19 protein-coding genes and 5 pseudogenes are annotated in these 23,550 nt (G+C 40.3%); 11 read left to right on the forward strand and 13 right to left on the reverse strand.

Going from position 1 to position 23,550, the window contains the following annotated elements:
• Positions 1-708: 708 nt before the first annotated feature.
• The 11 genes and pseudogenes from DXA05_RS14225 to DXA05_RS14275 form a co-directional block, all read right to left on the reverse strand.
• A complete protein-coding gene (locus DXA05_RS14225; RefSeq protein ID WP_007480352.1) occupies positions 709-1,296 on the reverse strand; it encodes a tyrosine-type recombinase/integrase in 588 nt (195 codons plus the stop codon).
• Between the two features lie 150 nt (positions 1,297-1,446).
• Positions 1,447-1,893: a JAB domain-containing protein gene (locus DXA05_RS14230; protein ID WP_007480354.1), complete on the reverse strand. Its 447-nt coding sequence runs from the start codon at positions 1,891-1,893 to the stop codon at positions 1,447-1,449.
• Between the two features lie 75 nt (positions 1,894-1,968).
• Positions 1,969-2,999: pseudogene (locus tag DXA05_RS14235) on the reverse strand (DUF3871 family protein).
• A 468-nt stretch (positions 3,000-3,467) separates the two neighbouring features.
• Positions 3,468-4,124: a hypothetical protein gene (locus DXA05_RS14240; RefSeq protein WP_007480357.1), complete on the reverse strand. Its 657-nt coding sequence runs from the start codon at positions 4,122-4,124 to the stop codon at positions 3,468-3,470.
• Positions 4,084-4,269 (reverse strand): hypothetical protein, encoded by a 186-nt coding sequence (locus DXA05_RS14245; protein ID WP_004310789.1) that lies wholly within the window; start codon positions 4,267-4,269, stop codon positions 4,084-4,086. The genes DXA05_RS14240 and DXA05_RS14245 overlap by 41 nt, the downstream gene beginning before the upstream one ends.
• Positions 4,270-4,290: 21 nt before the next feature.
• Entirely contained in the window at positions 4,291-4,464 is a 174-nt protein-coding gene (locus DXA05_RS26525) for a hypothetical protein (protein ID WP_165861520.1), read from the reverse strand.
• 205 nt (positions 4,465-4,669) lie between these two features.
• Positions 4,670-5,737 carry a hypothetical protein gene (locus tag DXA05_RS14250; protein WP_004310790.1) on the reverse strand — a complete coding sequence of 356 codons (1,068 nt, stop codon included), beginning with the start codon at positions 5,735-5,737 and terminating at the stop codon, positions 4,670-4,672.
• A 283-nt stretch (positions 5,738-6,020) separates the two neighbouring features.
• The gene (locus DXA05_RS14260) at positions 6,021-6,863 is read right to left on the reverse strand and encodes a hypothetical protein (protein ID WP_004310791.1); all 843 of its coding nucleotides are present in this window, start codon (positions 6,861-6,863) and stop codon (positions 6,021-6,023) included.
• A gap of 80 nt (positions 6,864-6,943) precedes the next feature.
• On the reverse strand, positions 6,944-8,161 hold the full coding sequence (locus DXA05_RS14265; protein WP_128859292.1) for a site-specific integrase: 1,218 nt from the start codon (positions 8,159-8,161) through the stop codon (positions 6,944-6,946).
• Between the two features lie 345 nt (positions 8,162-8,506).
• On the reverse strand, positions 8,507-9,517 hold the full coding sequence (locus DXA05_RS14270; RefSeq protein WP_128859293.1) for a GGGtGRT protein: 1,011 nt from the start codon (positions 9,515-9,517) through the stop codon (positions 8,507-8,509).
• A 19-nt stretch (positions 9,518-9,536) separates the two neighbouring features.
• Positions 9,537-10,238 (reverse strand): iron-sulfur cluster assembly scaffold protein, encoded by a 702-nt coding sequence (locus DXA05_RS14275; protein WP_007759112.1) that lies wholly within the window; start codon positions 10,236-10,238, stop codon positions 9,537-9,539.
• 237 nt (positions 10,239-10,475) lie between these two features.
• Here DXA05_RS14275 and DXA05_RS14280 point away from each other — a divergent pair, with 237 nt between their 5' ends.
• The 9 genes and pseudogenes from DXA05_RS14280 to DXA05_RS14315 all read left to right on the forward strand — a co-directional run bounded on the left by DXA05_RS14280 (position 10,476) and on the right by DXA05_RS14315 (position 18,896).
• Positions 10,476-10,880 (forward strand): HsmA family protein, encoded by a 405-nt coding sequence (locus DXA05_RS14280; RefSeq protein ID WP_008021711.1) that lies wholly within the window; start codon positions 10,476-10,478, stop codon positions 10,878-10,880.
• Positions 10,881-11,316: 436 nt separating this feature from the next.
• Positions 11,317-11,807: pseudogene (locus DXA05_RS14285) on the forward strand (DMP19 family protein).
• A gap of 90 nt (positions 11,808-11,897) precedes the next feature.
• The gene (locus DXA05_RS14290; protein WP_117809150.1) at positions 11,898-12,671 is read left to right on the forward strand and encodes a hypothetical protein; all 774 of its coding nucleotides are present in this window, start codon (positions 11,898-11,900) and stop codon (positions 12,669-12,671) included.
• 32 nt (positions 12,672-12,703) lie between these two features.
• Positions 12,704-13,249 (forward strand): Yip1 family protein, encoded by a 546-nt coding sequence (locus tag DXA05_RS14295; protein ID WP_008643257.1) that lies wholly within the window; start codon positions 12,704-12,706, stop codon positions 13,247-13,249.
• Positions 13,250-13,258: 9 nt separating this feature from the next.
• A complete protein-coding gene (gene smpB / locus DXA05_RS14300) occupies positions 13,259-13,711 on the forward strand; it encodes an SsrA-binding protein (protein ID WP_008643258.1) in 453 nt (150 codons plus the stop codon).
• Between the two features lie 89 nt (positions 13,712-13,800).
• Positions 13,801-16,547: pseudogene (gene metH / locus DXA05_RS14305) on the forward strand (methionine synthase).
• Between the two features lie 11 nt (positions 16,548-16,558).
• On the forward strand, positions 16,559-17,161 hold the full coding sequence (locus DXA05_RS14310) for a nitroreductase family protein (RefSeq protein WP_128859294.1): 603 nt from the start codon (positions 16,559-16,561) through the stop codon (positions 17,159-17,161).
• Positions 17,162-17,229: 68 nt separating this feature from the next.
• Entirely contained in the window at positions 17,230-17,355 is a 126-nt protein-coding gene (locus DXA05_RS28400; protein ID WP_004296931.1) for a symporter small accessory protein, read from the forward strand.
• Positions 17,352-18,896, forward strand: a complete 1,545-nt coding sequence (locus DXA05_RS14315; RefSeq protein WP_015532799.1) for a sodium:solute symporter family protein — start codon at positions 17,352-17,354, stop codon at positions 18,894-18,896. The genes DXA05_RS28400 and DXA05_RS14315 overlap by 4 nt, the downstream gene beginning before the upstream one ends.
• 97 nt (positions 18,897-18,993) lie before the next feature.
• Here the strand turns inward: DXA05_RS14315 and DXA05_RS14320 are convergent.
• Both DXA05_RS14320 and udk read right to left on the reverse strand, forming a co-directional pair.
• Positions 18,994-20,383, reverse strand: a pseudogene (locus DXA05_RS14320) (transporter substrate-binding domain-containing protein).
• A 44-nt stretch (positions 20,384-20,427) separates the two neighbouring features.
• Positions 20,428-21,039: a uridine kinase gene (gene udk / locus DXA05_RS14325; RefSeq protein ID WP_128859295.1), complete on the reverse strand. Its 612-nt coding sequence runs from the start codon at positions 21,037-21,039 to the stop codon at positions 20,428-20,430.
• 108 nt (positions 21,040-21,147) lie between these two features.
• Between udk and DXA05_RS14330 the strand changes: the two genes are divergently transcribed.
• Both DXA05_RS14330 and DXA05_RS14335 read left to right on the forward strand, forming a co-directional pair.
• A complete protein-coding gene (locus DXA05_RS14330) occupies positions 21,148-21,447 on the forward strand; it encodes a Dabb family protein (protein ID WP_015532802.1) in 300 nt (99 codons plus the stop codon).
• A gap of 14 nt (positions 21,448-21,461) precedes the next feature.
• A pseudogene (locus DXA05_RS14335) lies at positions 21,462-23,539 on the forward strand (cytochrome c biogenesis protein CcdA).
• The last annotated feature ends 11 nt before the right edge of the window (positions 23,540-23,550 follow it).

A 23,550-nucleotide genomic window follows, 5' to 3' on the forward strand; every position in this document is an offset into this window, starting at 1 on the left:
AATAAAAAAAGATGTGGGAACACTATTTGCTTTACCCTATTCTCAGGCTTCTCGCATTGCCTTTGCTGTGGATAAAACAATAGCGACCCACACCAAAAGGCATATAGAAACCTCACAGATATGAGGTAGGTATATATCCAAGTGTGGGTGCTACTGCTATCATCTTCACAGCGTTTCAAATTTTGCGAGAATTTGAGAATAGAAGATAATTTCAATAACACCTTTCGTTAAATATGTCCTTCCAACTCCCTAACGCATTAGTTCATTGGAATTGGTGCAAAGATAGTGAAAGGTTCTAAATTAATAGGCATGGAATAAGGAGAAATAGTAATTATTGTGTTACTAAACAAGGAATTAATGGAATATTTAATCAGAGTTGCATCTGAACTCTCTAAATCCATGTGGGTATCAAATTCACTTCTCTCCATATAAAAACTAAATTCTGAACATTCTTACCTACCTTGAATTATTATCTTTAAGTCAGCATATTGTTGGATATTCAAGAAGTGCTACCTGTAACATGACTAATAAGAGCTGAGATAGTTCTAAACTCTATAAACTTATGGAATTGACTTACTTCTATAAGGCTGAAATGCCAAACTGCCAAGATTGGACTTTAGATATATCTAAGCTCAAAATTTTATGGATTTGGGACAGAACTGTTCAGACCATTATAAAGATGAATCTTAATAATCCTGTCCCAATTAATCAGAAGCTCAAACAGTCATAAGTCTGTAAGATTTCTTCCTGCCTTAACCCCAAGTATCTTTTAGTAATGGCAACAGAACTATGGTTGAACAGTTCCATCAGCTTTACTAAGGCAAGTTCAGCATTATCACTGTTCATATTATAGACCTGCCTGCCAAAAGTCTTTCTAAGTGAATGGCAGCTAAAGTTCTTAATCTTCAACCTGTACTTCTTCTTCACCTCTTTAAGAATGATATTGATTCTTTGGACTGTGAAGATAGTGCCTTTCTGACTTATAAGGATTGGTGCATTGATTCCAATAGGATTTATATGCTCGTGGCACTCTTTAATATGATGTTGTAATTGTGGGTTTAGTCTGATAGTTCTTACCTTGCCTGTCTTTTGCTCAATTACTGTAAACTCGTCAGTACCTAATATCTGCTTCCATCTTAGAGATAGAATATCAGATATTCTTAATCCTGTGAAGCATCCCAAACTAATAAGGAGTGAGATTTTATAATTCTCATCTTTAGCTAACTTCCTTATGAGGTTCATTGCATCAGACCAAACAAGATAGTCTGCCGTTGTACTTGAATATTTAAGCGACATAATGTTCTGTTTTATAATGAAACGAATAGAAGTGAATATTAATTCTGAGTTGGATTTACTAACTCATTGATTACTAAAGGAACATTCACTAATAGCAGAAGTGAATATGATAAGGACACCCAACTTGGAAATTGAGTGCCCTCTACCTTATTATAATTCTCCCTCGTCAGCGAAGCTGTAATATCCTGTATCTGTAAGTATGAGGTGGTCTGAAACTGTAATTCTCATAAGTTTTGCAGCATCCTTAACCTGTTTAGTAATCTCCATATCCTGCCTGCTTGGTTTCAGATTACCACTTGGATGATTATGTGCAAGAATGATAGCTACTGAATTGGTAAGCAATGCAACTTGTAAAATTACTCTTACGTCAACGGTTGTGTCTGTTATTCCTCCCTCTGATATGAGCGTGTAACCTAAGATTTGGCTGGCTTGGTTTAGAAACAGAACTTTGAAGTATTCTTTGTAACAGATTGTACCCTCCTTATAGGTAGGAAGCAAGTATCTATAAGCATCCTCTGAACTGATTACCTTATGCAGTTTCTTGAATTTGGGCTTGTAGGACAGTTCCACTTCACCCACAGTATAATCTATATCCATAATGTACAATGTTTAATAAGTTGGTAGAAATAAAGAAAGGACAACTAACCTAATAGCTGCCCTTTCCTCTCTCAATCAACAATCCACCCAGCCCAAGAACCAAGCGTATTCACTATCTCCTAATTTGGCACGTTGAATGCCTTGTACAAACTCTGTACAGTTAAGATTCCTCTCCAAGAAGTTATCAATGTAACTTGACTTTACAGAACCATTGAGCAGGTTTAAGAGCTGCCAGCCTGTAATGCTGTCCCCTGTACTCTTGAAATTCACATCAGAAACGAATGCTCTACAAGCTGCATTAATTTGACTGTCTCCCAACAATAGACGAGGTAAGCGTTTCTGTTGGTTGGGTGTAAGAGCTTGATATAATCTCATCCTGCCTATTATTTGACAGAACTCGCTTGTTGAGATTGACATCTGCCAAGTGTTCTTAACAAATGTAGGTCTTTGGATGGGTTGTAAGCATGGAACAGATTCAATGCTGCTGCATATAGTTCCTGTACGCTTAGGACTTCTATCTTATCCTGCAAACCGTCAGTGGTGAGCATGAGATTACTGCAAACTCTATTTCTAAATCCTATGAAGATTTTAAATCTCTCAACAGACTTCTTACTGTACAAGTTAATCTCGTTATATGCTCTCACTCCACCAATGGATAATGCTAAACGATTACCGTATTCATCGTGTACAATGGATGGAATTTCAAAGCAGAAACACATTCTCTGATAGAACAAAGTTTTCTCTTCATCAGTCAGTTCAGAAGCCTTCTTACCTAATGCACTTGGTATTCTACCATTGATAGGGTGTGAAATTCTAATCTCTGGCATATCAAACTGCTCTCCATGAAAGTAATCTTTAGCTGCATCCACTACTGCACCTATAAGGGATTGGTGACTAATAGTTTCTTCCATTGATGCAAAACTTGGAATGATGCAGTCTTGTTGTAGGTGCTGTAAGGTTACTTCCTGCGTATTTGCTTCAATGAAATGGTTTACTTTCTTGGGTGCTGTAACTTCTTCTACAATGATTGCTTCTTCTGCAAACTCACCCATGTTTAATGATTCTCTACGCTGTGCCATAGCTGGCATAATTACTAAATCTCTCATAATGAAATTGAATTAAATGGTTATTGATTGAATGGATTTAACAAGAACAAACCTAAAACACAAGTGAATTTCTTCGCTTGCATCTTAGGCTGTCCTATGTCTTTCCCTAAAGATTCTTTCAAAGGAAATGAGGAGCATTAGTAAATTATTGGCAGGCTGTGGCAATAGTGCATCGTGCCTGCTCTTGGATTAATAAGAATGCTTATTCCTGTCAGCTATCAGACTGCATTTCTAAAGCATTCTTTTTATTTAAGAGCTATGAGGGGGTGTTTATGTTGGTAGGGGTGTCTTGTGCATTACTCTGATGGTTTAAAATTGTCATTACGAAGTAGCATTCATAAGGGCTGCTTACCCTTATCGTAGAAATTCAACTTTAGATGCTTCTAAAGTCAGAATAAGACAGAGTGGGGATTATTCGTACTATCTCTTAATATATTAATAAACAGTACGAATAATCCTACTTGCCTGTTATTTGGACTTGAAAGCTATCTTAACCACGTTTTTTGAGTTGGTTGGATTCCACTCCTTACGTTGTTTGGCTATATCATTGTCTAATAATAGTTCCTTTGGAGTAAGTTCTATCCCTTTGGGTATGAATTTTAACAGACCTGCATTATATAAATCCAGATTGTAACTCTCTACATTTTTCTTACCCATTCCCAATTTGTCAGCCAACTTATTAGGAGTAAGCAGTATCTTGTTGTTCTCTGCTATTAATAGGAGCTTGATATAATATCCTTTCACTTTAATATTCAAATCCACTGTCATAAAGAGGCAGGACAGTGTTATGAAGTTGGGATGTTCAATGGGTGGAATGCAGTAAATGCTCCTCATTACAAATTCTATAAGAGGATGGTTGATAGCTTCCCTATATCTCTTTCTAATCAGCACTGCCTCTATATCCTTATTGAAGTTCTTTAATGCGTCCTCTTTCTCTCCAGTTCGTTTGGCTAAGTCTTTGATTCTCCATCTGACCTTATAATAGTCGTTTCTATATAAGGACAGACAGAAGAACCTGTACAAATTGGGTGGATTGAGTTTATCTACAATAGACTTGTTAATGGTAGCATAATCCTGCCTAATGTTACTTGTCCTGTTTTGCAGGTATCTTTGAGGTATCTTCATATTCATTAGTAGCTGATTGAATAGTATTGGTAAACATTAAATCTTTCTTCTCTCGTTCCATCCTGTAATAGTAGGCAGTTCCAAAGTATATCTTGGCTTCCTTTCTGTTGTGAAACTTCTTTCCTGTTGGCAGATGAATTATCATATCAGTTTAAATATCAGTGAATTAATAAGCCAACTTCTGCAATGAGATATAATAGGTAGCAACCTTTCCATTCTTCTTTCTCCTTGTCTTTAGATAGTTATTAAGATTAGCCCACAATCCAATGTGAACCTTGTTATCTTTTGCTCCCTGTTTAAGAGCCTTAACTCTTATCTGCTCATAAGTAAATTCTTCCATTTTAGATATTCTGAATAGTTTGTAAGTCCGTCAATCTATGTGGTGGGATTATCTGCTTGTAGTACTGTAAAGATAGTAACTCCATAAGTGAGAAACTAATGATAAGACCACACATTTAGTAATCAGACTTTAGACTATTCAGAATTTCTAAGAACTTGGGGAGAACAAGCCCACCTGTCACATGGGCTTTGCTCCGTAGTATGTATTATGCTTCTAAAGCATTTTGTAGCATTGCTTGAAAATCATCATCTTCCTTTATTTTCTTTAGTTTGTCATCATTAAGTTCTAATTGTTTTAGCTTATCCAAAGCCTTGAATGCTTGTTCTTCGCCATGTACTTTAGCATAACTGTTAAATCCTTTAATGAAGTAACGTTTAGTGAGAAATGTGACGCTGATTTTGGCAGCTTTGCATAGAGTTATAAAATCGTTACCTCTCTTGATGTCAACTATGGCATCTTTTGGTAGATTGTATTCTTCTCTTCTTAAAACCTTGTTCAATATCTTCTCTGGAATGTTCTTCTTGGTATAAATCAGACCTGCTGTCGTAGGATTGAATCCCTGTTGGATTAGTTCAGCCATATTCTCAAAGAGTTCATCTTTGGATGTCAAGGCAGCAACCCCTATCTTGGCTTTCATATCCCAATTACCAACTCTGTTGATTTCTTCCAAATAAGTTCCTATATCCTTAATATCCTTAACAAAGACATTGGGGATAGTCATATTACCTTTGACAGAGTTTAGTTTGGCAAATGCTGTGCTTCTGTGTTGACCGTCCAAGATTACAAAGTAGCCTTCTGCCTCTTCTTCTGTCAGAACTCTACCGTTTACATCTGTTACGACATATCCTGCCTTTATTAGTTTTGAAGCTTCTATCACGATGATGGGATAGGCTTCTTCATATTTGCCATTGTCAATAATAGCAATGAACGTATCTACTTTCTTTGAATCAATGCTTCTGTTATGTTTTACAAAGGCAATCTTCTTAGAGACCTTCTCCTCAGTTTTAGTTAATTGGAATGTAATAGGTTCGTCTTTAAGTGTGAGGGCTTTACTATTCTTCTCTTCAATAGCCTGCTTTAATTGTTTCACAATTAACTCTTGGGCGTGTAGAACGGTTTCTCCCAACTGTCTGTTAACTATGTTCTTCAAATCTCTTTCAGCTTTAATCAACTGTTGTTGTAAGCTGAGAGTGCGCACTGCCTTTCCTGCTTTAGCATTAGCTACTGATTTGCTGGTTGCAGTCTTTCCTGCTGTCTTAGTCATTGTTTTCATTGTCATCTTGTTTTTAATTATCAAATTAAGTTCTTTGTAACCGTCCAACCTATGCGCACTTGGCTTTCTGATTACGCTGCAAAACTACTTGCTTCTGGGCTGATTAAAAGAGAGAAATTAATGGGTGGTTTTACTTCCCCTCTTAATTGTCAGCTCGTCCGCTATCGTTTTGACGCTGCAAAGATGGGATATAATGGCAGGATTAAAAGAGAGAAAAAAAGTCCTGCTCTTATGTACCCTCTTAATGGTACGGAGCAGGACTGTATTAATTATCAGAAGTTTATTAGAAGTATATGCTGTTCGCAGTATCAATTCTCTTGTCTTTATATTGCTTGATGTAACCTTTTAGGACATCTTCATCATCTGAGAATTTACTATGTTTAGATAGCTTAGTGAAGTAGATAAGCCTTGATATGAGCAATGTCTTACTAAGTGATATGGTGCTTCCTTTCTTCTGTCTGACATTAAACAGCTTATTATATGGCTCTAAATTGAAGAAGTCATTGAACATCTTATAGAACAGCCATATCTGAACGGATTCCTTTTCTTCTGCATGGGTGCTTATGCTGACTTGTTGGTTCTGCATCCAAGGATGTTCCTCTATCTCTTTTAGGTTGTTGGCAATGATAGTAGCCAAGTAACCTATTGCATTGGCATTGTCAATTACTATCTGATGCTTGCCTTCAATCTTTACAGAGACGGTAATAGGCTTTTTAAAACTTACTCCAAATTGGTTAATCTCCTTATGGTTGTCAGCTATGGCTTTGGCGAATTTGATGAGTTGTTCTATTCCAATGCCTGTAGCTTTCATTCCGTCCAAGCACGTTCCACAAGTATAGTCAAAGATGAACAGAAGTAGAAACCAGAACTTATCTATATCAACTCCCAAACCTTTCAATGTATTCTGTATGTCCTCATTGGCTATATAATCTTCGTATGTGAAATTACCATATAGTTCATTCTGATTGTATCTTCTTATGAATAGGGGTAAGGCGGTAGTGCCGCAGACGTATCTTTCTCCTGTGGCTGGGTCTATATCTACGTCTGGAACATATTTAACGGCTATGGCTTCCATGTATTCCAAACGAGTATCAATGCTTATGTAATCTTCCTTTAGCTTCTCCATAATTATTAGTTTAAGGCAAAATTAAAAAATAATCCCCACCTGCATTGCTACAAGTGAGGAATTTGTGGATAGGATATGCTTTAGTAATCAGAAGCTCCTGTAAACGTATCCATGAGTTTATCCATCTGCTCACCTATGCACTTGTCTATTAGCTTTGCATAGTGGGCAGTCATTCGTGTATTGGTATGTCCCAACATCTTAGAAACGACTTCCAGAGATATGTTATTGGCTAAAGTAACGGTACTTGCAAATGTATGCCTACTTGTGTGGAAGCAGATTCGCTTATTAATTCCACAGAGTATAGCTATATCCTTTAGATATTTGTTGATGTCCGCAGGGTCTTGAATAGGGAGTAGTTTCTCTCCACCCTTGTACTTATCCAATATCAGTTTGGCGATAGGGAGTAGGGGGATGCGTGATAGAACTCCTGTTTTAACTCTACGCTTCTTAATCCATATTCTGCCTGTACTGTCTTTCTCAAAGTGCTCTGGTGTCAAGGTCTTAATGTCAATGTAACTAAGCCCAGTGAAGCACCCAAAGAGGAACATATCTTTAGCACGCTCCAATCGTGGCAGCGGAGTATCAAAGTTAATAATCTTCCTCAATTCTTCTTCATCCAAGAAATCCACTTCTACGGGTTCACGTTCTACTTTATAAGCATTTACAGGATTGTAGGATATATAAGAGTTGGCGACAGCTAAATTTAGTAACTTCTTTAAGAACTTTAAATGCTTGGTGCAGGAGTTTTGTCCCATCTTCTTCTCTCCTAAAAGGTAAGCATGGAATCCTTGAATGAAACCTAAGTTTATCTCTCTTAAATATAAGTCCTTACGTTCATATTTCTTCTGAATAAACTCTTTGAATAGTCTGCCTGTATATTCAAACACCCAATAAGTGGCAGGGGCAACAGTTTTACCTACCATTGCTTTGCGCTCTGTATTATGTTCATTCAGAACATCCAATAAAGTCTTCTCGTTCAGAGCTTCCACCTTATCTGTGATAGCTTCTTTTAATAGTTCAGCAGTGATAAGATAACCCTTTTGGAGTAGCTCAATTTCTTTTTGATATATCTTATTCCGTAGTTGAATCAGATAACCGTTGATTAGCTGCGCTTCTTCACTCTTGCCTTTTACAGCTTGCTTCTCTTTGTTCCAGTCAGCAGCAGGTACGTGTTTACCTGTACTAAAGTAGATTCTCTTTCCGTTAGTGGTGATTGAAACCTCAATAGGTGATAGACCTTTTTTGTTTTGCTTACTTTCTCTTAATGAAAAGTAAACCATTGTACAATGTTTCTCCATTTTAAATTAAATGTTATATGGAGTGTATCGCATTGTATTATAGTTGATTATGCCAATTCTTGCAGCCGTTTTTTAAGAATGGCAAATTCGGCTGCAAATCGGCTGCAAAAGTAACCTGTTTATGGCTTGATTTGAGGGGTAATTGGCTACTCTTTACATGAGTTGTTTGGACTTAAATAAAGCAGGATTTATCTTGTTATCTCCTTACTGATTCACCATTCATTCACTCCAAATAATGAGTGATGCAAGGTGCTTCAATCTGTTATCTAAGTCAAGTTACCACAAATAAAAAAACTCCTGCAACCATAAGGATTACAGGAGTTTATCTGTATTAAGTAACTTAAATTACTTGCTCAAAGCAGTAGCAACGTCTACCGCACAAGCCACTGTACATCCTACCATCGGGTTGTTACCGATACCGAGGAATCCCATCATTTCCACGTGAGCAGGAACTGATGAAGAACCAGCGAACTGAGCGTCTGAGTGCATACGACCCATTGTGTCTGTCATACCGTATGAAGCAGGACCGGCAGCCATGTTATCCGGGTGAAGAGTACGACCTGTACCACCACCTGAAGCTACAGAGAAATATGGTTTACCAGCAAGAACACGTTCTTTCTTGTAAGTACCTGCAACTGGATGTTGGAAACGAGTCGGGTTAGTAGAATTACCTGTGATAGATACGTCTACACCTTCTTTCCACATGATAGCTACACCTTCGCGAACGTCGTCAGCACCATAACATTTTACTTTTGCACGAGGACCGTCAGAGTAAGCGATTTCGCGAACAACTTTCAGTTCACCAGTAAAGTAATCGAATTGAGTCTGAACGTATGTAAAGCCGTTGATACGAGAGATGATCTGAGCAGCGTCTTTTCCAAGACCGTTCAAGATACAACGCAACGGTTCTTTACGTACTTTGTCTGCTTTAGCAGCGATTTTGATAGCACCTTCAGCCGCAGCGAAAGATTCGTGACCTGCCAGGAAAGCGAAACATTTAGTTTCTTCACGCAGCAACATAGCAGCAAGGTTACCATGGCCGATACCAACTTTACGGTCGTCAGCTACAGAACCCGGGATGCAGAATGCTTGCAGACCGATACCGATAGCTTCAGCAGCTTCAGCAGCGTTTGTACAACCTTTTTTAATAGCAATGGCAGTACCTACAACATAAGCCCATTTTGCATTTTCAAAACAGATAGGCTGAGTTTCTTCACACGTTTTATAAGGATCAAGTCCATGAGCTTCACAGATAGCGTTAGCTTCTTCGATATCTTTGATGCCGTTAGCGTTCAAAGCAGCGATAATCTGTTTGATACGACGGTCTTGGCTTTCGAATTTTACTTCTCTAATCATTGTTTCTTTCCTCCTTATATTATTCGTGACGTGGATCAATAGATTTAACTGCTCCCTGTTCTGCTGTTACGCGTCCGTAAGTACCTGTAACTTTCTTCAAAGCTTCGTTAGCATCAGTACCTTTCTTGATTTCGTCCATGAACTTACCCATGTGTACGAATTCGTATCCGCAGATTTCGTCGTTCTTGTCCAAGAAGATTTGTTTGATATAACCTTCTGCCATTTCAAGGTAACGAGGACCTTTAGCCAAAGTACCATAAAGAGTACCTACCTGGCTACGAAGACCTTTACCCAAGTCTTCCAAACCTGCACCGATAATCAAACCACCTTCAGAGAAAGCTGATTGAGTACGTCCGTATACGATTTGCAAGAAAAGTTCGCGCATTGCAGTATTGATAGCGTCGCAAACAAGGTCAGTGTTCAATGCTTCAAGGATCGTTTTTCCCGGAAGAATTTCAGCAGCCATAGCAGCAGAGTGAGTCATACCGGAACATCCGATAGTTTCAACTAAAGCTTCCTGAATGATACCTTCTTTAACGTTCAGTGTCAGTTTACAAGCACCTTGTTGAGGAGCGCACCAACCGATACCGTGTGTCAAACCAGAAATATCAACGATTTCTTTAGATTTTACCCATTTGCCTTCTTCGGGTATGGGAGCCGGTCCGTGGTTAGGGCCCTTCTTTACAACACACATGTGTTCCACTTCGTGTGAATAAGTCATAATTAGCTCTTTTTTTAGTGATATAATTAAAAATACGTAGTCACGATTCTCTAAATCGCCCACAAAGGTAGTCGATTTATTTGTTTCTGCAAATCGCCTTTTATTACTTTTTTGTGAAAAGAGACAAATCTGTTTACGTTTTTTCGTCGTTTGTAAAGTCGGGATTGCATTTGTGAAAGATTGAGACCGCGAGAACTATCTATCCTGTGCTTTGTTGTTATTAGAAAAAGAAAATTTATGGAACTGAATCAGATAGATATACATTATTTAATAGCGGCAATTTGCGTTATTTCATCTGCGCTTGTGTTTTATACGATAGGTGTTTGGGGAGAACGTCTTCAAAGGAAATTAAAGTTTTGGCATATCATTTTCTTTCTTCTCGGGTTGCTGGCCGACACGGTGGGTACAAGCCTGATGGAGCATATTGCCGAACTGACTCATTTGCATGACGAAATGCATACGGTGATAGGGGCAATTGCTATTCTTCTGATGTTTGTACATGCGTTATGGGCGATATGGACCTATGTGAAGGGAACGCCTATAGAAAAGAGACATTTTAATCGTTTCAGCATTGTAGTTTGGTGCATTTGGCTTATACCTTATCTAATAGGAGTTTATTTGGGGATGCGATTACATGTATAATAAACAGCCTGAATAGAGCCGGCAATTCATAAATCACCTTACAATATTCTTGTCAGCTGACTCTAGCCGGCCATTCGGACAACTATCGTTGTCTGATTAGTCGACTAGAGTTGACTGGATAGCCGACTGGAGTCGTCTGTTATTAAACAGTTGCTTTTCATTCGGGATATATATGCTATTTGCCTGTTTCTATTAATATAGCAAGTATTGGTTCTCACTATGTGGTGAAACTGTGAAATACATATTCTGTGAAGGATGTGAATACCGTGTTTTATATGATTTGTTCACAGGAAGTGTCTGTAAATGAGATGATATGGATCGTGTGAAGAACGTGGAGGACGGATAATGGAGTTAAGATTGGCAAGATTATGGAGGGATTATTACTGGATGTAGAATAAAATTCGTAGCTTTGCTGCATCATTATATAAAGAAGATTATGATCGAAGTTGTAGAATCAGCCTTACAAAAGGCTGCGGGTGAAGGAATGGATGAATTTATCCAGGCGTTTACAGATAAATATAAAGAGGTAATCGGTGGTGAATTGACTGCGGAGACGATGCCTTTGTTGACGGGAGAACAACATTCTTTGCTGGCTTATCAGATTTTTCGTGATGAGATGATGGTTGGCGGGTTCTGTCAATTGATTCAGAATGGCTATGGTGGTTATATCTTTGATAATCCGTTTGCGAAAGTGATGCGTTTGTGGGGAGCGGAAGAGTTTTCGAAATTAGTTTATAAGGCTAAGAAAATCTTTGATGCCAACCGGAAAGATTTGGAAAAGGAACGGACGGATGATGAATTTATGGCTATGTACGAGCAATATGAAGCTTTTGATGAGTTGGAAGAAGCTATTTAGAGATGGAAGAACAAGTCACAGCATTGATTGCAAGCTACGTAGATGATCATTTGGAACTTTTTGCAAAATAATAAAGTAACTGATGCAGTATTTTTTAAGTACTTGCATTTATTAATTATGAATTAGAATTTATATCTTTGCAAAATCTAAAAAATATGTTTATGAAACAAGTGAAATTTTTCTTGGTGGCTTTGATGGCTGTGGTTATGGGTATGTCAGTTACTTCTTGTATGAATGGAGATGATAACCACAATGTTACAATGACTGTTCCTGTTAAGTATAATTTTGGATCATTTCTGATGGGGGATGCAACTACGAAGTTGGTTCCAACTACAGAATTGGGCTTTTTGGATGGAAATATGTATATAATTTCATGCCAATATGACCAATCACAGGTGACAGCAAATAGTACTAGTATACCAGTTACTTTGCTATCTACTCCGCTTTGTATTGACCCTAAAGGTAATGAAGGTTTGAATCCTCAAAAAACGGAACCTACTAATCCTCTTTATTCATTGGATAAGCAACAGTCAAGTTTGGTTTATTATGACAAAAATACAATCGTTTTGACAATGCCATATTGGGTGAAAGTTACAAACTCTAGTGTTGAAGATTCAGAAGTAAAGAAGCATTCATTTGTTCTTTCTTATGATCCTGAAGCAATGACTGCCTCTGACACTAAGTTAAAACTATATATTAGCCATGTTGTTGAGGATGCAGGTGAGACCGTAACTCGTTCTAATTTTACATATGCTTATAGGGCTTATTCAATTAGAGCTGCTCTTGCTGCATTTAAGGAGAAAACAGGCAAATTACCGAAATACCTGGAACTGACAGCTGAAATCAATAACTCAAAAGATGAATTGGTCGATAAGGATGGGAAGGAAACTTCGGTTGAACGTTCGGTTGAATATGATTACGCATTTACAGAATAACATTGAACTACAAGGAACTATTTAACATAGCAATGAAATTGATTTCCTCTCCGGCCAAGGCCTGGGAGGAAATTTCTATGGAAGAGGATAGGCGAAAAGTATATATGGCTTTTGTCTATCCTATGATTGGTTTATGCGGTCTGTCCGTATTCATCGGTTCGTTATTGACGAATGGGTGGGGAGGTCCGCAAAGTTTCCAGATAGCTATGACCAATTGTTGCGCCGTAGCTGTAGCCCTGTTCGGTGGCTATTTTCTGGCAGCTTATGCCATCAATGAAATGGGAACAAGGATGTTTGGTCTGCATAGCAATATGCCGTTGACACAACAGTTTGCAGGATATGCATTGGTTGTGTCTTTCCTGCTTCAGATAGTAACCGGACTATTACCTGATTTTAGAATTATTGCTTGGTTGCTGCAGTTCTACATCGTCTATGTGGTATGGGAGGGAGTTCCTATACTGATGGGAGTAGAAGAAAAACAACGATTAAAATACACCCTTTTGTCGTCTGTATTGTTAATACTATGTCCGGCGGTGATACAGATCGTGTTTAATAGGCTGACGGCCATACTTAATTAATGAGTAAAGATGAAACAACCTCCTGTAAATATAAAGAATAAACGGGCTACGTTTGATTACGAGCTGATAGATACCTACACAGCAGGTATTGTATTGACCGGTACGGAAATAAAATCCATTCGTTTGGGAAAAGCCAGTCTGGTAGATACGTTTTGCTATTTTACGAAAGGCGAATTGTGGGTGAAGAATATGCACATCGCCGAATATTTCTATGGATCGTACAATAACCATACGGCACGTAGAGAGAGGAAGTTGTTGCTTAATAAAAAAGAATTGGAGAAACTTCAGCGGGAGATGAAAAATCCCGGCTTTACGATTGTTCCTGTACGCTTGTTTATCAATGAGAAAGGTTTGGCGAAACTGGTAGTCGCTTTGGCGAAAGGTAAGAAAGAATACGATAAACGAGAATCTATAAAGGAGAAAGACGACCGTAGAGATATGGCAAGAATGTTCAAGCGGTAACTAAAAGCCGCTATAAGATAAACACCAGACTGCGAAGAGTCTGGCAGAAGATGGCAGAGTAGGTAATTAGGTATTAATGTGATAGGGTAATGAAAAAGACAATTTCTCAAGTCGTATCCGAGCGCATCCTTATTCTGGATGGGGCAATGGGTACAATGATTCAACAATATAACCTCAAGGAAGAAGATTTTCGTGGTGAACGGTTTGCGCATATTCCCGGACAGTTGAAAGGGAATAACGACTTATTGTGTCTCACACGTCCCGACGTGATTCAGGATATTCATCGTAAATACCTGGAAGCAGGTGCGGATATCATCGAAACCAATACATTCAGTTCGACTACAGTTTCTATGGCTGATTATCACGTAGAAGAATACGTGCGTGAGATGAATCTGGCAGCCGTAAAACTAGCCCGTGATCTTGCCGACGAGTACACTGCAAAGAATCCCGATAAACCGCGTTTTGTAGCCGGCTCTGTGGGACCAACCAATAAAACCTGCTCTATGAGCCCGGACGTGAACAATCCGGCTTATCGTGCTTTGAGTTACGACGAACTGGCTGCATCCTATCAGCAACAGATGGAAGCAATGCTTGAAGGTGGCGTAGACGCCATTCTGATCGAAACAATCTTTGATACCCTGAATGCCAAAGCTGCTATTTTTGCAGCCGAACAGGCAATGAAAGCAACAGGCGTCGAAGTCCCTGTCATGTTATCTGTAACGGTGTCCGATATTGGCGGACGAACATTGTCCGGCCAGACATTGGACGCATTTCTTGCTTCCGTGCAACATGCCAATATCTTTTCTGTCGGTTTAAACTGTTCTTTCGGAGCCCGCCAATTGAAACCATTCCTTGAACAACTGGCAGCTCGTGCACCTTATTATATTAGTGCTTATCCGAATGCCGGATTACCGAATAGCCTGGGTAAGTATGACCAGACACCTGCTGATATGGCTCACGAAGTGAGAGAATATATTGAAGAAGGACTAATCAATATCATTGGCGGCTGTTGTGGAACGACGGATGCCTATATTGCCGAATATCCCGCCCTCGTGAAAGGTGCTAAACCACACGTCCCTGCTCTTGCACCGGATTGTATGTGGCTTTCCGGGCTTGAACTATTGGAAGTCAAACCGGAAATTAATTTTGTAAATGTTGGCGAACGTTGCAACGTAGCCGGTTCTCGTAAGTTTCTCCGTCTGGTAAACGAAAAGAAATATGATGAAGCTCTCTCCATCGCCCGTCAACAAGTGGAAGATGGTGCCTTGGTGATTGACGTCAATATGGATGACGGACTGTTGGACGCAAAGACAGAGATGACTACTTTCCTGAATCTGATCATGTCCGAACCGGAAATTGCCCGTGTTCCGGTAATGATTGACTCTTCCAAATGGGAAGTGATTGAAGCCGGCCTGAAATGTCTGCAAGGAAAGTCAATCGTTAACTCCATTTCTCTGAAAGAAGGCGAGGAAGTTTTCCTCGAACATGCCCGTATCATCCGCCAATATGGAGCGGCCGCCGTCGTAATGGCTTTTGATGAGAAAGGTCAGGCAGATACAGCCGCCCGTAAAATAGAAGTTTGCGAACGGGCTTACCGTCTTTTGGTAGATAAAGTAGGTTTTAATCCTCATGATATTATTTTTGACCCCAATGTACTTGCCGTAGCTACGGGGATCGAAGAACATAATAACTATGCCGTAGATTTCATTGAAGCTACCGCATGGATCAAAAAGAATCTTCCGGGTGCTCATATTAGCGGAGGAGTCAGTAACCTTTCTTTCTCTTTCCGTGGCAATAATTATATCCGTGAGGCGATGCACGCTGTATTCCTTTATCATGCCATTCAGCAAGGAATGGACATGGGAATTGTGAATCCGGGTACTTCCGTGTTATATAGTGATATCCCGACCGATGTATTGGAAAAGATAGAAGATGTCGTCTTGAATCGTCGTCCGGACGCAGCGGAACGTCTGATAGAATTGGCGGAATCGCTGAAAGCAACTATGAGCGGAACTGCCGGACAACCAGCTGCCAAACAAGATGCGTGGAGAGAAGAACCCGTTCAGGAACGCTTGAAATATGCCTTGATGAAAGGAATTGGAGATTTCCTTGAACAGGATTTGGCGGAAGCATTGCCGCTTTATGATAAAGCAGTCGATGTGATTGAGGCCCGTTGATGGATGGAATGAATTATGTAGGCGAGTTGTTTGGTGCCGGTAAAATGTTCCTTCCCCAGGTTGTGAAGACTGCCCGTACGATGAAAAAAGCCGTAGCTATCCTGCAGCCGATTATCGAATCGGAAAAAGTGGAAGGAAGCGCCGCGGCTGGAAAAGTGTTGCTGGCAACTGTAAAGGGCGATGTGCACGATATTGGAAAAAATATTGTAGCGGTGGTGATGGCTTGCAATGGTTATGATATTGTAGACTTGGGAGTGATGGTGCCGGCGGAAACCATTGTGCAGCGTGCCATTGAAGAAAAAGTGGATATGATCGGATTGAGTGGTCTGATTACTCCCTCTTTGGAAGAAATGGCGCATGTGGCTTTGGAACTCGAAAAAGCAGGACTGGATATTCCTCTTCTGATTGGTGGGGCTACTACATCGAAAATGCATACGGCATTGAAGATTGCTCCTGTCTATCACGCTCCGGTGGTACATTTGAAAGATGCTTCCCAGAATGCAAGTGTTGCTTCCAAATTATTGAATCCACAGCTGAAAGCCGAATTGGTGAACGAACTGAATAGCGAATATGAGGCGCTTCGTGAAAAAAGCGGTCTGCTGAAACGTGAAACGGTTTCATTGGAAGAGGCGCAGAAAAATAAGTTGAATCTGTTTTAAATAGTATCACAATGAAAAAGATTTTCTTTTTCTTATGTCTGATTGCAGCAATAGTTGTTGCTATGAGCGCATGTTCTTCTACCAAAGAAGAAAAAGGAACGTCCGAAACCGGAAATGCTGCTTTGGATAATATCTTCGCACGTAAAAGTGTGCGTACTTATCTGAATAAGGGAGTGGAGAAAGAGAAAATAGACTTGATGCTTCGTGCCGGAATGGCTGCCCCTTCGGGTAAAGATGTCCGTCCTTGGGAGTTTATAGTAGTATCCGACCGTGCCAAACTGGATTCAATGGCTGCTGCGCTTCCTTATGCAAAGATGTTAACCCAAGCCCGTAACGCTATCATTGTCTGCGGAGATTCTGTACGTTCGTCTTATTGGTATTTGGATTGTTCAGCAGCAGCGCAAAATATTCTGCTGGCTGCCGAAAGTCTGGGACTGGGGGCTGTATGGACGGCTGCCTATCCTTATGAAGACCGTATGCAGGTGGTACGCAAATATACCAATCTACCTGATAATATCCTTCCGCTTTGTGTCATTCCTTTCGGCTATCCGGCTACAAAAGAGAACCCGAAACAGAAATTTGACGAGAAAAAGATACATTATAATCAGTATTAGTAAGCAAAAGTTTTGTCTTTTCAATAATTTCCTTACATTTGCAACGCTAATTAAAATCTGATACGCAAATGTTTGGAATAGACGACCCTTTTATAATTCTGCCTTACCTTCTTTCAGTGGTATGTGTGATCTTTGCTGCCTGGTTTGGGCTGAAGTATTGGAATAAGGACGACGAAAAAGACGAAACTCGATGAATACATTTACACTCGGCTTGATTGTGATAGGATATCTCCTGTCACTTGCTTACCTCGGCTTTTTGGGATACAAGAAAACAACGAATACCAGTGACTATCTGGTAGGCGGACGTCAGATGAATCCTATTGTTATGGCACTTTCTTACGGTGCTACGTTTATCTCTGCATCTGCTATTGTAGGTTTTGGAGGAGTGGCGGCAGCTTTCGGAATGGGTATTCAGTGGCTCTGTTTCCTGAATATGTTTATTGGGGTTGTCATTGCTTTTATCTTTTTCGGTTTACGCACCCGGCGTATGGGTGCAAAACTGAATGTGAGCACTTTTCCTCAATTATTAGGGCGTCATTTTCGTTCCCGTAATATACAGGTATTTATTGCTGCTGTTATTTTTGTCGGAATGCCGCTTTATGCAGCAGTTGTGATGAAAGGTGGAGCTGTATTTATCGAACAGATCTTTCAGATTGATTTCAATATCTCTTTGTTGATATTTACATTGGTTATTGCTGCTTATGTTATTGCAGGCGGTATGAAAGGAGTCATGTATACAGATGCGTTGCAGGCAGTAATCATGTTCGGTTGCATGCTGTTTCTATTATTCTCTTTATACCAGGTGCTCGGTATGGGTTTTACCGAGGCGAATAAAGAGTTGACTGCTATTGCTCCGTTAGTCCCGGAAAAATTTAAAGCATTGGGACATCAGGGATGGACTGCAATGCCTGTTACAGGTTCACCGCAATGGTACTCACTTGTTACTTCCCTTATTTTAGGAGTAGGAATCGGATGTCTTGCGCAACCCCAGCTAGTGGTTCGTTTTATGACTGTGGAAAGTAGCAAACAATTAAACCGCGGTGTATTTATCGGTTGTTTCTTTTTGATTATAACAGTAGGAGCTATCTATCATGCCGGAGCTTTGAGTAACCTTTTCTTCCTGAAAACAGAAGGAGCGGTTGCTACCGAAGTAGTGCAGGACATCGATAAGATTATTCCATATTTTATTAATAAAGCGATGCCCGACTGGTTTGCCGCACTCTTTATGTTATGTATCCTTTCGGCCAGTATGTCTACACTAAGCTCGCAGTTCCATACAATGGGGGCTTCGGTAGGTTCTGATATCTATGGAACTTATAAACCCCGTTCGCGGAATAAACTGACCAACGTGATTCGTCTGGGAGTATTGTTCTCTATTCTGGTCAGCTACATTATTTGCTATATGTTGCCTCATGATATTATCGCCCGTGGAACTTCTATCTTTATGGGGATTTGTGCTGCAGCTTTCCTTCCAGCCTATTTCTGTGCTTTATATTGGAAGAAAGCTACTAAGCAGGGTGTCATGGCAAGTCTTTGGGTCGGAACAATCGGTAGCCTGTTTGCCCTTGTATTTCTTCATCAGAAAGAATCTGCAGCATTAGGTATCTGCAAAGCATTATTTGGACGGGATGTATTGATTACCACTTATCCTTTCCCTGTGATTGATCCGATATTATTTGCCTTACCATTATCTGTATTAGCCATCATCGTAATCAGCTTAGTAACCAAAAAATAAGTATTAAGTATCAAGTATTAAGTATTAACCGTGGCCTTTGAGGTGCTTATCCGCATGGCGTAATACTTAATACTTGATACTTAATACTTAATATTAATCATGCTTTTATTTTCTTCTTGTAAGATTCGTAGCGCGACATGATATCACGGACGAAATTGTAAGTCTCGATACCACGGAAATACCCGTTTTTGCAGACAGGGTCGGTAAAGTATTCTTCATTGCTTTTGAGCAGGATGAAGTTTTCTACATTGTCTTTCCATACTAGTTTGTTCTTTCCGTATTTTTCGGCTAGCGCCATGGCATCGTATATATGTCCCAAGCCGCATTATAAGATGCCAGAATGAAGTTGAGTCGTTCCTGTTTGTCGGGAATCATACTGAAACTGCGGTCGGTGGCGGCGATATATTTAATAGCCGCTTTTACACTTTCCTCCGGATTCTGCTCCTTGCCGGGAGGTACTCCCATTGCCCGGGCGGTGGCAGGCATTAACTGCATCAGTCCTTTAGCGCCGGCCCAGGAAACAGCGGTGGTATCGAAATTAGATTCTGTATAGGCTAGTGACGCAGCATACGCCAATCCCATCCGATATCTTTGGAATACTTTCTGAATAAATCATCATAATGAGAAATTTTCCCCTCTTTCAATGAAAGGATAGGAGAGTGGGGCATCATTTTACTATTCTCAAAATAACGTTTCATACTGGCTGTGTAGGCAGGAGAGGTCATATTTTCCTGATGCCATTTAGTAGCGGCGGCTGCCAGTTCGGGGCTGTCTTTTCGTACTGCCCACGAAGACCGTTGATCGAAACTGATAGATAGATCGATATTTAAATTAGGATAATAGGTCTTATTTAATTTTGCCAAGTCATTGTCGGCTACTGTATACGGGATTTTTCCTTGCGCCACTTGCGTTATCAAGTCCTCGATGGTAGTACTGTCATTGGTAACTTCATGAATCCGGATGCCGCCTCCTAATTCGCTGTTCAGATTGACGAGGCGGTCGTAATATTTCCCCGGCTTTACGTATATATCTTTTCCTACCAGTTCGGTTACGTCTTTTAATGGCTTCTGTTTTCCTCTTCCTTGCTGAACAATCACTTGATGGGTGATGACATCTTCACCACAATAAAGCAGACTGTCTTTCCACTCTTTGGTGATAGGCAGATTATAGGCAATCATATCTCCTTCGCCTGCCAGCAATTTTTGAATCATCTCGTCAACGCTTTTGGCAACTTCAATCCTAAGCTTTAGTCCCAGACTTTTGGCAAACTGCTCGCTAAGTTCATACTGGAATCCCATTTCCTGTCCCCGATAAATAAAATAGGAAGTAGAGCTATACAATGTCAATACAACGAGTTCGCCACTATCTTTTATTTGTGGAAGATCACGTGCGGATTCATCCGTTGTACTATGTTGTTTGTTCCGGCATCCGAACACACAACAGAACAATACGAGGAATAAAGGGATAATCAGTGTCTTGACATTCATACCTGACATTTTGCTTTTAACTCTCAACTCTCCATTCTCCACTCTCAACTCTTCAAGTGTTTCTTGATGTACATAGTCAGTATATCAATAGCTACCTTATTACTGCCGCCTTCCGGTACAATAAGGTTGGCATATCGTTTGCAAGGTTCGATAAATTGCAGGTGCATAGGCTTTAAAACCCGTGTATAACGTTCCATTACAGCTTCGGCAGTACGTCCGCGCTCAATAACATCTCTTTGGATAACACGTATCAGGCGTTCGTCGGGATCGGCATCTACAAAGATTTTAAGATCCATCATATTGCGCAGCTTTTTATCACACAAAGCAAGGATTCCCTCAATGATAACCACTTCGCGAGGTTCAATGTGGATTGTTTCGGACTGGCGCGTACAAGTGAGATAAGAATAAGTTGGCTGTTCGATACTTTTTCCCTCTTTCAGCATCATGATATGTTTGGAAAGCAAACTCCATTCAAAAGCATCGGGATGGTCAAAATTGATATTCTGGCGTTCTTCAACCGGGACATGGCTACTGTCTTTGTAGTATGAATCCTGTGGTAAGAGTACTACTTCTCCTGCGGGGAGGCTTTCTATTATTTTCCGTACGACGGTGGTCTTTCCGGAGCCCGTTCCGCCTGCTATTCCTATAATTAACATCTCTTTAAATGTATATTTGAACCAAATAGAGTATTTTTGCATTTCTATTAATGCAATGTATGCATTAACAAGACAAATATAGAAACAATTCATTAAAATAACAACGTAATGGTAAAACACATCGTATTATTTAAGTTAAAAGACGAAGTTCCTGCTGAAGAGAAACTGATAGTCATGACTAAATTCAAGGAAGCAATAGAAGCTCTTCCTGCTAAAATCTCTGTAATTCGCAAAGTGGAAGTCGGATTGAATATGAATCCCGGTGAAACATGGAACATAGCGCTTTACAGTGAGTTTGATACATTAGAAGATGTGAAATTCTATGCAACGCATCCCGACCACGTAGCTGCCGGTAAGATTCTGGCTGAAACGAAGGAAAGCCGTGCATGCGTAGACTATGAATTATAAATTAAAAAATAAAGATGAGAAAAATAATTTCTTTCCTGCTTTTAAGCTTTGTTGTATATGCATTGCAAGCGCAGATCAAGGATCCGGTAAAGTTTAAAACAGAGCTGACAACTCTCTCCGATACGGAGGCAGAAGTGGTGTTTACAGCTACCATTGATAAAGGTTGGCATGTTTATTCTACCGACCTGGGAGATGGCGGTCCTATTTCTGCAACATTTAATGTTGATAATAAATCAGGTGTCGAACTTGTCGGTAAACTGAAGCCTGTGGGCAAAGAAGTAGCTACTTTCGATAAATTGTTCGAAATGAAGGTACGTTATTTCGAGAATACAGCAAAGTTTGTGCAGAAAGTGAAATTTACGGGTGGAGCTTACGCGATAGAAGGTTATCTGGAATACGGAGCTTGTGATGACGAGAGTTGTCTGCCTCCTACTCAAGTGCCATTCAAGTTTTCGGGAGTAGCAAAAGCCGGAAATGCTGCCGCAACGAAAACAGAACAATCGAAAGCAGAACAACCGGAACAAAAAGTAGTGGATAAGGCAGATAAGAAAGAAGAGGCAACTTCTGTTGCTTCGAAAGACTCATCTGCTATGATGGAGTTGGTGCCTGCAACTACAACGGAAGCAGCCACGGATATTCAGCCGGCAGTTGCCTCTAGTGAACTTTGGAAACCCGTTATCAGTGATCTGCAAGCATTAGGTGAGGAGCACGGTCAGGAAGATATGTCCTGGATATATATATTTATTACAGGGTTCCTTGGAGGATTATTGGCTTTGTTCACTCCTTGTGTGTGGCCGATTATTCCAATGACAGTCAGCTTTTTCCTGAAACGCAGTAAAGACAAAAAGAAAGGAATTCGTGATGCGTGGACGTATGGTGCATCTATCGTAGTGATTTATGTGGCATTAGGTTTGGCTATCACGTTGATTTTCGGTGCCAGCGCATTAAACGCTTTATCTACCAATGCTATTTTCAACATTCTCTTCTTCCTGATGTTGGTGATTTTTGCCGCTTCATTCTTTGGAGCGTTTGAAATCAGACTACCCTCGAAATGGGGAAACGCAGTAGATAGCAAAGCGGAATCTACGACCGGATTACTAAGTATTTTCCTGATGGCTTTCACGCTTTCATTGGTATCTTTCTCTTGTACAGGTCCGATTATCGGATTTCTGCTGGTACAGGTATCTACCACAGGAAGTGTGGTTGCTCCGGCAATCGGTATGTTAGGATTTGCCATTGCTTTGGCATTGCCGTTTACACTTTTTGCCCTGTTCCCGTCTTGGCTGAAATCTATGCCGAAGTCCGGCGGATGGATGAATGTAATCAAAGTAACGCTGGGTTTCCTCGAATTGGCGTTTGCGCTTAAATTCTTGTCGGTAGCTGACTTGGCTTACGGTTGGAGACTGCTTGACCGCGAAACATTCCTGGCTCTGTGGATTGTATCTTTGCTTTGCTTGGATTCTATCTGTTGGGTAAGATCAAATTTCCGCATGATGACGATGATGATAAGGTGGGAGTCACCCGCTTCTTTATGGCATTAATCTCTTTAGCGTTCGCCGTATATATGGTTCCCGGCTTGTGGGGAGCACCATTGAAGGCTGTATCTGCATTTGCTCCGCCTATGCAGACGCAAGACTTCAATTTGTATAAGAACGAGGTACATGCGAAATTTGATGATTATGACTTAGGTATGGAATATGCCCGTCTGAACGGTAAACCCGTTATGCTCGACTTTACCGGATATGGTTGCGTAAACTGTCGTAAGATGGAAGCAGCGGTGTGGACTGATCCGAAAGTGAGTGATTTGATTAATAACGATTATGTACTGATTACTCTCTACGTGGATAATAAGACTCCGTTGACAGAGCCCGTAAAGATAATCGAGAACGGTACAGAACGTACTTTGCGTACTGTCGGCGATAAATGGAGTTATCTGCAACGTGTGAAATTCGGAGCCAACGCCCAGCCTTTCTATGTATTGTTGGACAATCAGGGCAAACCGTTGAATAAGTCGTATGCTTATAACGAAGATATTCCTAAGTATATCGAATTCTTGCAGATCGGATTGGAGAATTATAAGAAAGAGAAATAACGATTTCTCTG

Source organism: Bacteroides sp. AM54-2NS (genome assembly GCF_003602935.1).
In the GTDB taxonomy this organism is placed as follows: Bacteria; Bacteroidota; Bacteroidia; order Bacteroidales; family Bacteroidaceae; genus Bacteroides; species Bacteroides xylanisolvens.

Excerpts from the sequence above, each read along its gene's own strand:
- DXA05_RS14225 (WP_007480352.1), bottom strand. The coding sequence starts at position 1,296 with ATGTCGCTTAAATATTCAAGTACAACGGCAGACTATCTTGTTTGGTCT.
- DXA05_RS14230 (WP_007480354.1), bottom strand. The coding sequence starts at position 1,893 with ATGGATATAGATTATACTGTGGGTGAAGTGGAACTGTCCTACAAGCCC.
- DXA05_RS14240 (WP_007480357.1), bottom strand. The coding sequence starts at position 4,124 with ATGAAGATACCTCAAAGATACCTGCAAAACAGGACAAGTAACATTAGG.
- DXA05_RS14245 (WP_004310789.1), bottom strand. The coding sequence starts at position 4,269 with ATGATAATTCATCTGCCAACAGGAAAGAAGTTTCACAACAGAAAGGAA.
- DXA05_RS26525 (WP_165861520.1), bottom strand. The coding sequence starts at position 4,464 with ATGGAAGAATTTACTTATGAGCAGATAAGAGTTAAGGCTCTTAAACAG.
- DXA05_RS14250 (WP_004310790.1), bottom strand. The coding sequence starts at position 5,737 with ATGAAAACAATGACTAAGACAGCAGGAAAGACTGCAACCAGCAAATCA.
- DXA05_RS14260 (WP_004310791.1), bottom strand. The coding sequence starts at position 6,863 with ATGGAGAAGCTAAAGGAAGATTACATAAGCATTGATACTCGTTTGGAA.
- DXA05_RS14265 (WP_128859292.1), bottom strand. The coding sequence starts at position 8,161 with ATGGAGAAACATTGTACAATGGTTTACTTTTCATTAAGAGAAAGTAAG.
- DXA05_RS14270 (WP_128859293.1), bottom strand. The coding sequence starts at position 9,517 with ATGATTAGAGAAGTAAAATTCGAAAGCCAAGACCGTCGTATCAAACAG.
- DXA05_RS14275 (WP_007759112.1), bottom strand. The coding sequence starts at position 10,238 with ATGACTTATTCACACGAAGTGGAACACATGTGTGTTGTAAAGAAGGGC.
- DXA05_RS14280 (WP_008021711.1), top strand. The coding sequence starts at position 10,476 with ATGGAACTGAATCAGATAGATATACATTATTTAATAGCGGCAATTTGC.
- DXA05_RS14290 (WP_117809150.1), top strand. The coding sequence starts at position 11,898 with ATGAAACAAGTGAAATTTTTCTTGGTGGCTTTGATGGCTGTGGTTATG.
- DXA05_RS14295 (WP_008643257.1), top strand. The coding sequence starts at position 12,704 with ATGAAATTGATTTCCTCTCCGGCCAAGGCCTGGGAGGAAATTTCTATG.
- smpB (WP_008643258.1), top strand. The coding sequence starts at position 13,259 with ATGAAACAACCTCCTGTAAATATAAAGAATAAACGGGCTACGTTTGAT.
- DXA05_RS14310 (WP_128859294.1), top strand. The coding sequence starts at position 16,559 with ATGAAAAAGATTTTCTTTTTCTTATGTCTGATTGCAGCAATAGTTGTT.
- DXA05_RS28400 (WP_004296931.1), top strand. The coding sequence starts at position 17,230 with ATGTTTGGAATAGACGACCCTTTTATAATTCTGCCTTACCTTCTTTCA.
- DXA05_RS14315 (WP_015532799.1), top strand. The coding sequence starts at position 17,352 with ATGAATACATTTACACTCGGCTTGATTGTGATAGGATATCTCCTGTCA.
- udk (WP_128859295.1), bottom strand. The coding sequence starts at position 21,039 with ATGTTAATTATAGGAATAGCAGGCGGAACGGGCTCCGGAAAGACCACC.
- DXA05_RS14330 (WP_015532802.1), top strand. The coding sequence starts at position 21,148 with ATGGTAAAACACATCGTATTATTTAAGTTAAAAGACGAAGTTCCTGCT.